Origin of the sequence: Pseudoalteromonas sp. BSi20311 (genome assembly GCF_000239875.1) — a bacterium.
Lineage (GTDB): Bacteria > Pseudomonadota > Gammaproteobacteria > Enterobacterales > Alteromonadaceae > Pseudoalteromonas.
Genome location: NZ_BADU01000121.1, coordinates 32606 through 43353 on the forward strand (window position 1 = coordinate 32606; position 10748 = coordinate 43353).

11 protein-coding genes are annotated in these 10748 nt (G+C 42.0%); 6 read left to right on the forward strand and 5 right to left on the reverse strand.

What is annotated here, in order from left to right:
* Positions 1-128: 128 nt before the first annotated feature.
* The 3 genes from P20311_RS13245 to P20311_RS13255 are packed head-to-tail and all read right to left on the reverse strand — an operon-like array spanning position 129 to position 2442.
* Positions 129-968 carry a ScpA family protein gene (locus P20311_RS13245; protein ID WP_008113640.1) on the reverse strand — a complete coding sequence of 280 codons (840 nt, stop codon included), beginning with the start codon at positions 966-968 and terminating at the stop codon, positions 129-131.
* Between the two features lie 2 nt (positions 969-970).
* Entirely contained in the window at positions 971-1591 is a 621-nt protein-coding gene (locus P20311_RS13250; protein WP_008113642.1) for an L-threonylcarbamoyladenylate synthase, read from the reverse strand.
* Entirely contained in the window at positions 1588-2442 is an 855-nt protein-coding gene (locus tag P20311_RS13255) for a PHP domain-containing protein (protein WP_008113644.1), read from the reverse strand. Before P20311_RS13255 ends, P20311_RS13250 begins: the two co-directional genes overlap by 4 nt.
* A 444-nt stretch (positions 2443-2886) precedes the next feature.
* Between P20311_RS13255 and P20311_RS13260 the strand changes: the two genes are divergently transcribed.
* Genes P20311_RS13260 through trpA form a run of 6 tightly spaced genes read left to right on the forward strand, consistent with a single transcriptional unit; the run spans position 2887 to position 9474 of the window.
* Entirely contained in the window at positions 2887-4455 is a 1569-nt protein-coding gene (locus P20311_RS13260; RefSeq protein ID WP_008113647.1) for an anthranilate synthase component 1, read from the forward strand.
* A gap of 1 nt (position 4456) precedes the next feature.
* Positions 4457-5059: an aminodeoxychorismate/anthranilate synthase component II gene (locus tag P20311_RS13265; protein WP_008113648.1), complete on the forward strand. Its 603-nt coding sequence runs from the start codon at positions 4457-4459 to the stop codon at positions 5057-5059.
* A 10-nt stretch (positions 5060-5069) separates the two neighbouring features.
* Positions 5070-6107: an anthranilate phosphoribosyltransferase gene (gene trpD, locus P20311_RS13270; RefSeq protein ID WP_008113651.1), complete on the forward strand. Its 1038-nt coding sequence runs from the start codon at positions 5070-5072 to the stop codon at positions 6105-6107.
* Complete coding sequence (gene trpCF, locus P20311_RS13275) at positions 6100-7464, forward strand: bifunctional indole-3-glycerol-phosphate synthase TrpC/phosphoribosylanthranilate isomerase TrpF (protein ID WP_008113652.1); 1365 nt, start codon at positions 6100-6102, stop codon at positions 7462-7464. Before trpD ends, trpCF begins: the two co-directional genes overlap by 8 nt.
* A 7-nt stretch (positions 7465-7471) precedes the next feature.
* Positions 7472-8656, forward strand: coding sequence for a tryptophan synthase subunit beta (gene trpB, locus P20311_RS13280; protein WP_036985182.1), 1185 nt, complete (start codon positions 7472-7474; stop codon positions 8654-8656).
* Positions 8653-9474 carry a tryptophan synthase subunit alpha gene (gene trpA / locus P20311_RS13285; RefSeq protein ID WP_008113662.1) on the forward strand — a complete coding sequence of 274 codons (822 nt, stop codon included), beginning with the start codon at positions 8653-8655 and terminating at the stop codon, positions 9472-9474. The genes trpB and trpA overlap by 4 nt, the downstream gene beginning before the upstream one ends.
* A gap of 64 nt (positions 9475-9538) precedes the next feature.
* Here trpA and P20311_RS13290 read toward each other — a convergent pair whose 3' ends face one another.
* On the reverse strand, positions 9539-10117 hold the full coding sequence (locus tag P20311_RS13290) for a type 1 glutamine amidotransferase domain-containing protein (RefSeq protein ID WP_008113663.1): 579 nt from the start codon (positions 10115-10117) through the stop codon (positions 9539-9541).
* 222 nt (positions 10118-10339) lie between these two features.
* On the reverse strand, positions 10340-10609 hold the full coding sequence (locus P20311_RS13295; RefSeq protein ID WP_008113664.1) for an HU family DNA-binding protein: 270 nt from the start codon (positions 10607-10609) through the stop codon (positions 10340-10342).
* Positions 10610-10748 lie beyond the last annotated feature (139 nt).

The window sequence follows — 10748 nt, forward strand, 5'->3', positions numbered from 1 at the left end:
TAATCTAGTAATAGCATTACGATATAATGGATAACTGGCGATTAAAATAGCATATGCAAACACTCACCGTGCGTATACGCACAGTAAAGACAGTAAATTTAGTATAATTGCAATAAATCTAAGGAAGGTTAACTTTCTGCTGACTCGTTAAGAGACACATATACTTGGCTATCAGACTCAACTTGCAAGCACGCAATTAAGCCCTCTTTGATTAGTTCTAACATCGCGATAAAACTAACAACAACCCCACTACGCCCCTCTTCAAAGGTAAACAATTGAGTAAACGCAACGGGCGCTTTTGCTTGGGATAAAGTGTGTAAAATTAAACTCATACGTTCACGAGTTGACAGGGTTTCTGCACTAATTAAATGATGCTCAAATGTTTTAGCACGTGCCATTACGTCGCTTAGCGCTAACAATAGATCTTTGATTGCCAGTTCGGGTAAGGGTTGGTTTTTTTCTTCTAACTCTGGGAAAGTTGCATTGGCGATAAATATATCGCGACCAACGCGGGGTAAAGTATCTATATTTTCGGCCGCTTTTTTAAATTGTTCGTACTCTTGTAGACGTTTTATAAGTTCGGCGCGGGGATCTTCCTCTTCTTCTAATTCTTCATGCACAGGCAGTAACAACCGCGACTTAATCTGCGCCAGCAATGCTGCCATTACAAGATATTCGCCAGCAAGTTCTAACTGAAACTCACTCATCATTTCTACATATTTTACATACTGCTCAGTAATGCTAAATATAGATAATTCGAGAACATCTAACTTGTGCTTTTTAATTAAATAAAGCAACAGATCTAACGGGCCTTCAAAAGTTTCTAAAATAACTTCAAGCGCATCAGGGGGAATATATAAATCTTCAGGCTTATCAACAACGGCTTTACCATGCAAAAATGCCAGTGGCAGCTTTTGCTGCACTAGCCTCTCTGTAGGTATTAACGAAACCGTCTCAGGCTGTTTCATTGTTATTCAAATGGAGCCGTATCACCGCAGCCGACACGTAAAATTTGAATATCGTCTTCTGATAAATCAATTACCGTGGTTGCTTGCTCTGTGAGGTATCCGCCGTGAATAATTAAATCGACATGCTTATCTAGGCGCTCCAAAATGTCATCTGGATCCGCTTGCGTGTATTCATCACCCGGCAAAATAAGTGAGCATGACATTAATGGCTCACCCAATTCAGCAAGCAACGCACAGGCAATTGGGTGTTCAATAACACGAATACCTATGGTTTTTTTCTTATCGTTTAATAAGCGTTTAGGTACTTCTTTTGTGCCTTTAAAAATAAACGTATAAGGCCCCGGGGTATTATTTTTGATCAGCCTAAACATTTGGTTATCTACCCGAGCATAAGTAGAAAGCTCAGATAAATCGCGGCATACTAAAGTAAAATTATGGTGTTTTTCAATGCCGCGAATACGCTCTATGCGCTCTTTAGCTTGTTTGTTACCTAAATTACAGCCAATCGCATATCCCGAATCTGTTGGGTACACAACTACGCCGCCTTGCTTAATAATATCAACAGCTTGAGAGATTAGTCTAGGCTGTGGGTTATCCGGATGTATATGAAATAATTGACTCATAATGCAACTCCTTCGTGCTTTTCCCATGTTTGCCAAACCCCTTGGCAATCTTTAGGTAAGTATAAATTTTTTCCAAGTTCTAAATAACTAGTCGGAAAATGAAAATCAGAGCCTTGAGAGCAAAGCAAATCGTATTCTTGACTCAATAAGCCTAAAAACTGACGCTCACTCGGGGCCTGTTGCGGTTGGGCAACTTCCATTGCGTCACCGCCCACTGATTTAAATTCCACGAGTAGTTTACGCAACCATTTATTCGACATTTTATAGCTACTTGGGTGCGCTAAAACAGCCACTCCACCGGCGGCATGAATCGCTTTAATTGCCGTTTGCATATCACACCAGTTACTCGGTACGTAACCGGTTTTTCCTCGCCCTAAGTACTTTTTAAATACCCCAGGAAAGTTTTTAGCCACACCTCGCGCAATTAAGGCTCGGGCAAAGTGAGCGCGAGTAATTTGCGCATTTTCAGCCAGCTCGCGGGCTTGTTGATAAATACCTTCAAAGCCATTTTTAGTTAATCGGTGGCCTATTTCAATTGCACGGGTTTCGCGCTTTTGCTGTTGCTCGGTGAGTAATGTATGCAAAGTGCTATCATTGGTATCAATATTTAGCCCAACAATATGAATTTCAAAACTCTCCCATTTAGTTGATATTTCAACCCCATTAATCAGTTTAAGCGGCAAGTTTTCGCGTTTGATAAAAGCCTGCGCAGGCTCAATTGCCGCCACAGTGTCGTGGTCGGTAATGGCAAATACATCAATTTTTTTATCGACTGCTCGCGCTAATAATTCCTCAACCGTTAAGTGTCCGTCTGAGTGCGTTGTATGGCTATGTAAGTCGTATTTTATCAAATGAAAACTACTTTAATTAATGGTTTAAGGGTGTTTCACACAGTATAACAAGTTTTTTAACGAAATTGTTTTAAATAAACACTTGACACAAAAGCAGTTGATACGTTTTACTGTAGCCACTTTTAGACATTAAAGAATAAATAACAATGAAAAATACAATTCAAAACATCATCTGGTGGTGGCACTCTTAAAACAAAGGGTGATGAATTGTCGTGTCTAAACAAAAAATTCTAACCCGCTACCATGCGGGTTTTTTTATCACTAAATTTTGCAATACAAGATTAACAGGAATTAAAAACATGAATAACGTAAACACTCTTACACATCATTGGTGGTGGCGCCTGGCATAGCGGGACGGTAATGGTCTATCTATAATTTAGACATCGTTATTCAAACCCCGCACTGCTTAGCATTGCGGGGTTTTATTTTTTTAGGGGATGAGGTTTGATTTTTAGTCATATAACAACAACACCAGGTGAAGTGACCAGCATAACGCAAGTAAGAGACTACATAAGTAGCCCACTTGCCTTGTATGCGGCACTTGATAAACCTAACTCACTATTGCTTGAATCTGCAGAGATAGATTCAAAAGATAGCGTAAAAAGCTTAATACTGGTTGATTGTGCATTACGTATTGTTTGCCAAGGCAACCAAGTGAGCATCAGTGCACAATCAAACAACGGCCAACAACTACTTAACTATTTGCAAGCTAATGTACAAAACTGCGCTTCACAGTTAACCGATACCACACTCACACTTGAGTATCACCCAGCCGATGACACCATTGACCAAGCTAGCAAACTGATAGCAGATAACGCTTTTAGTGCACTACGCACTTGTTTAAATAGTATTAAAAGCACCACTGACAATCCGTTCTCAGTGTTTTTAGGCGGCGTATTTGCCTACGACATGGTGGCTAACTTTGAACAACTAACCGATGTACCCGACGGTGAAAACACCTGTCCAGACTACGTATTTTATTTAGCAGAAACACTGGTTGTTATTGATCACCAAAAACAAACAACCGAGTTAATTGGCAATGTGTTTAATGGCCCAGATGTTCACGCAAACTGTTTTGAAGTGGGCAAACAATTAGAGCGCCTAAATACATTGTGTGACCACGCCGCAGACTTTAGTGCCCCAAGTCAAACGGGTGATTGCCCTGTAAATGTTGATATTAGTGATGAGCAATACTGCCAGCAAGTGATTAAGCTTAAACAACACATAGTTGATGGCGATATCTTTCAAGTGGTGCCCTCTCGCACTTTCTCATTGCCGTGCCCTGACTCATTACATGCTTATAGCCAGCTTAAAAAGCAAAACCCTAGCCCGTACATGTTTTACATGCGTGATGAAGAGTTCTCATTATTTGGCGCATCCCCAGAGTCTGCGCTTAAATATGAGGTTCAATCTCAACAAGTTGAGGTTTATCCGATTGCAGGTACTCGTCCACGGGGCAAGTTTGCAAATGGGCAAATTAATCCTGATTTAGATAGCCGTATTGAACTTGAACTCAGAAACGATCAAAAAGAACGAGCTGAGCATTTAATGCTGGTTGATTTAGCGCGTAACGACGTGGCTCGTATTAGCGTGCCTGGTACTCGCCATGCAAAAGAGCTATTAAAAGTAGACCGTTATTCACAAGTAATGCATTTAGTATCACGCGTAGTTGGAACATTAAAACCAGAACTAGATGCCCTGCATGCTTATCAAGCCTGTATGAACATGGGTACCTTAGTGGGTGCACCCAAAGTACGTGCGGCAGAATTAGTGCGTAAAACAGAAGGCAAACGTCGCGGTAGCTATGGTGGCGCGGTTGGTTATTTAACCGGTGACGGTGCCATGGACAGCTGTATTGTTATTCGTGCCGCCTTTGTTAAAAATAATATTGCGTATGTGCAAGCCGGTGCTGGGGTTGTATTCGATTCAGATCCAATGTCAGAGGCAAACGAAACGCGCGCTAAAGCCCAAGCGGTGATCACCGCGATTAAATCGACGTATAAGGCAGTATAAAATGAGTGAAGCACACCCTATTAAAATTTACTTTTTAGATAACTTTGACTCATTTAGCTACAACCTTGTTGATGAGCTAACAATGCTAGGTTCTGAGTTAGTGGTTTACCGAAACAACATTAGCGCAGAGGTCATATTCGACAAAATGCAGGCAGAGCGTGGACAAGTACTGCTGGTATTATCACCAGGCCCTGGTGCGCCTAGCGATGCAGGCTGCCTTATGGAGTTAATTAACCTGTGTAAGGGCCAGTTTCCAATGCTAGGTATTTGTTTAGGCCAACAAGCGCTAACACAAAGCTATGGCGGAGTAATCGGTCACGCTGGTGAAACCGTACATGGTAAGTCATCAATTATAAATTTAAATGATCACCCTGTATTTTACGGCATGGGTAGCACTATACCGGTGGCACGTTATCACTCATTAATGGCAACAAAAGTACCTGATAGCTTAGCTGTTATTGCCAAGTATCAAGATATACCAATGGCTATTTATCATCATCAAGACAATGCACTGGGCTATCAATTCCACCCAGAGTCTATTTTAACGCCCAATGGCGCAATGCTACTGCAACAAAGCGTTGCTTATTTAACACGTGCGAAATAAAAGGAACATTATGACTAATCAATTACACAGCCCGCTTAATGTTCAACACGCTATTGAGCATATTATTGCAAAGCAGTCACTGAGTTACGCGCAAGCAAAAGCGCTATTTGACCAAATTATGCAAGGCAATATGAGCGATATTGAACTCTCTGCGTTACTAATTGGCCTTAAAATGAAAGGTGAAGTAAGCGATGAGATTGCCGGTGCAGCCGCTTCAATGCGTGAAAATGCCGTTCCCTTTATCACTAATAAAACGCAACTTGCTGATAGTTGCGGTACTGGTGGCGATGGTTCAAACACTATAAATATTAGTACCACCGCCGCGATTGTAGCGGCAGCAGCTGGTATTAATATGGTAAAACATGGCAATCGCAGCGTGTCGAGTAATTCAGGGTCTGCTGATTTACTCAAAGCACTGGGGATCAATATCGATATGACTCCCACACAAGCGGCTAAATGCCTTGAACATACAAATTTTACCTTTTTATTTGCACCGCACTATCACAGCGGCGTGCGTCATGCGATGAACGTGCGTACCAGTTTAAAAACCCGAACTATTTTTAATATTCTTGGGCCACTGGCTAATCCAGCCGCTCCTGAGGTGCAATTACTGGGCGTGTACGATGAGTCTTTATGCATGCCTATGGCACAAACGCTTAATACTCTAGGCACTAAACGCGCTATGATAGTACACGGCTCCGGTACTGACGAAATCGCCTTACATGGCTCAACACAGGTTGTAGAGCTTAATAATGGCAAAATCACCCAGTACACACTCAACCCAAGTGATTTTGACCTTGCAAACTATTCACTTGAACAATTAGCCGGTGAAGGCCCACAATACAACGCAAACGCCAGCCTTGCTATTTTACAAGGTAAAGGCACTGAGGCACACAACGCCGCTATTGTTGTTAATGTAGCCGCATTGCTGTACTTAACAGGCCAAGCACAATCGTTAAAACAAGGTGCGCAAATCACACACTCTTTATTACGTTCAGGCAAGGCCATGGACACACTAAATGCAATTGTTGAGGTAAGTCATGGCTAATGTATTAGATAAAATTATTGCTGATAAAAAAATAGAACTCATTGAGCGCAAAGCAGCGCGCCCACTTGAGAGCTTTAAGCATCAAGCTAAACCCACCACACGTAGATTTTATCAAGCGTTAGCGGCACCTGGCACACAGTTTATTTTAGAATGCAAAAAAGCATCGCCCTCTAAGGGGTTGATTCGTCAGCCATTTGATTTAACAGAAATCACCCAAGCGTATAAGCAATATGCCACTTGTATGAGTGTACTAACTGACGAAAAGTACTTTCAAGGCAGTTTTGATTACCTTGAATTTGTGCGCAGCCAAGTAGAACAGCCGCTTATTTGTAAAGACTTTTTTATTGATGAGTACCAAGTTTATATGGCACGTATATATGGCGGCGACGCTATTTTACTGATGCTATCAGTGCTTGACGATCAGCAATACAAAGCACTGCATGCCGTTGCCGACTCGTTAAATATGTCGGTGCTAACTGAAGTAAGTAACGAAGCAGAAGTGCACCGTGCGCTGGCACTTGATGCGCAAATAATTGGCATCAATAATCGCGATTTGCGCGACTTAAGCACCGACTTAGCCACTACAGAACGACTACGTAAGCTTATTCCTAGTAATAAAGTGGTTATTTCTGAGTCAGGTATTTACACCCATCAAGATGTAAAACGCTTAGCCCCTTTATGCAATGGCTTTTTAATTGGCAGCTCATTAATGGCTGAAGCTGATTTATTACAAGCATGCCGCCGCGTAATATTAGGCGAGAACAAAGTGTGCGGCTTAACCCGTAATCAAGACGCTATGGCAGCCTATAACAATGGCGCTGTGTATGGCGGGCTGATTTTTTACCCTAAATCCCCCCGCTTTGTCGATTTGGATTGCGCCAAAGAAATCAGCCAAAGTGCGCCTTTAAAATTTGTCGGTGTATTTGTTAATGCCGCTATATCTGACGTGGCTGAACACGTTAAACAACTTAAATTATCAGCCGTTCAATTACATGGCCAAGAAGATGAACAATACATTGCGTCGTTACGTAATGAATTACCACGTAATTGTGAAATTTGGAAAGCACAGTCGATAAAAGATGTTTTACCACAACCTATTGCAGGCGCAGATCGCCATTTATACGACACCCACAGTGATTCACAGGCTGGCGGCACAGGCAAAACATTCGATTGGTCAGTGCTTCGCGATGCTACGACCCCATTTATGCTTGCTGGCGGCTTAAACCCAGACAATATTAGCGATGCACTTTTTCAAGGTGCTCTTGGACTTGATTTAAATTCAGGTGTTGAAGAGTCTCCAGGGAAAAAGTGTGCAAACAAACTACATCATGCTTTTACAAGTATCAGAAATTATTGAGGTTAAAATGCAAAATCCAGCTTATTTTGGCGAGTTTGGCGGTATGTTTGTACCGGAACTGCTTGTCCCTGCGCTTAAGCAGTTAGAAAACGAATTTAATAAAGCACAAAAAGATCCTGAGTTTCAGGCAGAGCTAAGTAAATTACTTAACGAGTATGCGGGTCGCCCTACGCCGCTTACGCTAACGCGTAACTTAGTTAAAAACCCTAAAGTTAAACTGTACTTAAAGCGTGAAGATTTACTCCACGGTGGTGCGCACAAAACAAACCAAGTATTAGGCCAAGCACTGCTTACCAAACGCATGGGTAAAAAAGAAGTCATAGCAGAAACCGGCGCCGGCCAACATGGTGTAGCCACTGCACTTGCCTGTGCATTGCTTGGCTTAAAATGCCGTATTTACATGGGTGTAAAAGATGTTGAACGCCAGCAGCCAAACGTATTTAGAATGAAACTCATGGGCGCTGAAGTTATTCCAGTAACGGCAGGCTCGGGCACATTAAAAGATGCGGTTAATGAAGCATTACGTGACTGGTCAGCAAATTATCAAGACGCTCATTACCTTTTAGGTACAGCCGCGGGTCCTCACCCATTCCCGACTATTGTACGTGAATATCAAAAAATAATTGGTGAAGAAGCAAAACAACAAGTACTTAAAGCCGAAGGCCGTTTGCCTGATGCGGTTATTGCGTGTGTAGGCGGTGGGTCAAACGCCATTGGTATGTTTACCGATTTTATTGATGAGCCAAGCGTTAAGCTTATTGGCGTTGAACCTGCAGGTAAAGGGTTAGACACGCACGAGCATGGCGCAACCATCTGTAAGGGAACAAAAGGTATTTTGCACGGTACTTACACTTATATTATGCAAAATACAGATGGTCAAATTGAAGAGTCTTACTCTGTATCAGCGGGACTAGATTACCCTGCTGTAGGGCCACAACATGCCTTTTTACACGAAACGGGCCGTGCTCAATATGTAGGTATTACCGACACCAAAGCACTTGATGCCTTTCAAGCATTGGCTAAACACGAAGGGATTATTCCTGCGCTTGAATCAAGTCATGCGCTAGCCTACGCCCTCGAATATGCAGAAGAGCAAACGCAGGACAGTATTATTGTTATTAATTTAAGTGGTCGTGGCGATAAAGATTTAGCCCATGTACACAAGGTATTATCAGAGGAAGGTCAACTATGAGCCAAGTAAAAACTGACCGTTACGGACAAATGTTTGCCGCACTAAAAGAGCAAAACCAAGGTGCGTTTGTACCGTTTGTGACCATTGGCGATCCGGGTAAAGCGCAAAGCATCGAAATTATTAAAAGCTTAATTGATGGCGGCGCTGACGGGCTTGAATTAGGTATTCCGTTTTCCGACCCGATTGCCGATGGCCCTGTTATTCAAAAGGCCAATATTCGTGCTTTAGATGTACAAATTAATACACAAGATTGTTTTGATATTATTAAAGAAATACGCCAGTACAATGCCGATATTCCAATTGGCTTATTGTTGTATTCAAACTTAATATTTAAACGTGGCTTAGAAAAATTTTACACTGATGCAAAAGCAGTAGGCGTTGACTCTATTTTGGTGGCTGATGTGCCATTGCACGAGTCGAAAATGTTTAGAAAAGCCGCCATGGCCAATGGTATAGACCCAATTTTTATCGCCACGCCGAACGCCAGTGACGATACGCTACGTGAGTGTGCATCGTACGGTCGCGGCTATACCTACTTACTGTCTCGTGCAGGGGTAACAGGCACCGATACTAAAGCACAAATGCCTGCAACCCATGTGGTTACACGCCTGCAAGAGTACCACAGTGCGCCTGCATTATTAGGTTTTGGTATTTCAACACCTGATGATGTAAAAGCCGCGCTTAAAGCCGGTGCTGCGGGGGCAATTTCAGGCTCTGCAGTCGTAAAAATCATTGAAGCAAACTTAAATGATTTAGATGCAATGACCACACAATTAAAAACATTTGTAAGTGAGATGAAAGCCGCAACAGCGCTTTAATCAACGATTTTTAATCACTAAAAAAGGGCATTTAATATGCCCTTTTTTGTTTTGAAGTGCTAACTTAATGCGCTTGATGCTTACCCTCAAGGATCTCTTCAATAAATTTAGCATTAAACGCGTCTAAATCTGCAGGGCTGCGGCTAGTCACTAAGCCTTGATCAACACAAACCTCTTGGTCAACCCAGTTAGCACCCGCATTAATTAAATCGCTTTTAATACTAGGATACGAAGTAACCTTTTTGTCTCTGAGCTTATTAATTTCAGCCAGTAACCACGGCGCATGACATATAGCGGCAACGGGTTTGTTTTTCTTTGCCCCAAAAAAGCCGTCTACAAATGCCTTAGCGTCCGAGTCTTGGCGTAAGCTATCGGGGTTAAACAAACCACCTGGCAGTAAAAGCGCATCGTAATCAGCGGCATTTGCATTGGCAGCTAATTTATCAACGGTTACTTTTTCACCCCAATTGTCTTTATTCCATGCGGTGATCTGCCCTTCTTTAATAGAAACAACTTCAATATCGGCGCCCGCTTCAAGTAAAGCAGCCTGTGGCGAGAGTAACTCGCTTTGCTCAAATCCATCGGTGGCTAAAATGGCAATTTTTTTACCTTGTAAACGATTACTGTTATGTAAGTTACTCATTAAATACTCCTTATTTCATTCAATACATAACTGTATTTGCATATCACATACCAAATATAACACGCTGAATATAATAAGATTTTATAAATATGAATAAGCCAGCAATGTAAATTATTTACACTGATTGCAGATACTACAGGCAAAGGTAATAAAGCAAAGAGCCTGTAAGCTAAATAGTGGCTTTTGGGGAAGATGCGAACTTACAGGCACTAAAGTTTTAAATTAAAGGCGCTCTTTTAACGCTTTTGCTGGTTTAAATACGGCTTTATTAGCCCCTTGTATTTCAATCGCTTCACCAGTTTGTGGATTACGACCAGTACGCGCTGGGTAATAGCTTAGTGCAAAAGTGCCAAAGCCTGATATTTGTACCTGATCGCCTTCAGACAATGACTTTGTAATCACTTTTTGTAAGCTGGTTAACGCAGCTTGTGCGTCTTTTTTTGTTAATTCACTCGCATCCGCAATGGCTGCAACCAGTTCTGCTTTATTCATTTTTTGCTCCTAAATACACGCCTAGGCTTAAACCCATTAGCGTGGCAATACAATGATGTAAAAATAAAAGCAGGCAGGCTAAGGGTTGCAAGGGGGTAAGTCAACCTTAACCGAGGGCTAAGAGCCTTAGTAAGCACGG

Excerpts from the sequence above, each read along its gene's own strand:
- P20311_RS13245 (WP_008113640.1), bottom strand. The coding sequence starts at position 968 with ATGAAACAGCCTGAGACGGTTTCGTTAATACCTACAGAGAGGCTAGTG.
- P20311_RS13250 (WP_008113642.1), bottom strand. The coding sequence starts at position 1,591 with ATGAGTCAATTATTTCATATACATCCGGATAACCCACAGCCTAGACTA.
- P20311_RS13265 (WP_008113648.1), top strand. The coding sequence starts at position 4,457 with ATGAGTGAAGCACACCCTATTAAAATTTACTTTTTAGATAACTTTGAC.
- trpD (WP_008113651.1), top strand. The coding sequence starts at position 5,070 with ATGACTAATCAATTACACAGCCCGCTTAATGTTCAACACGCTATTGAG.
- trpCF (WP_008113652.1), top strand. The coding sequence starts at position 6,100 with ATGGCTAATGTATTAGATAAAATTATTGCTGATAAAAAAATAGAACTC.
- trpB (WP_036985182.1), top strand. The coding sequence starts at position 7,472 with ATGCAAAATCCAGCTTATTTTGGCGAGTTTGGCGGTATGTTTGTACCG.
- trpA (WP_008113662.1), top strand. The coding sequence starts at position 8,653 with ATGAGCCAAGTAAAAACTGACCGTTACGGACAAATGTTTGCCGCACTA.
- P20311_RS13290 (WP_008113663.1), bottom strand. The coding sequence starts at position 10,117 with ATGAGTAACTTACATAACAGTAATCGTTTACAAGGTAAAAAAATTGCC.
- P20311_RS13295 (WP_008113664.1), bottom strand. The coding sequence starts at position 10,609 with ATGAATAAAGCAGAACTGGTTGCAGCCATTGCGGATGCGAGTGAATTA.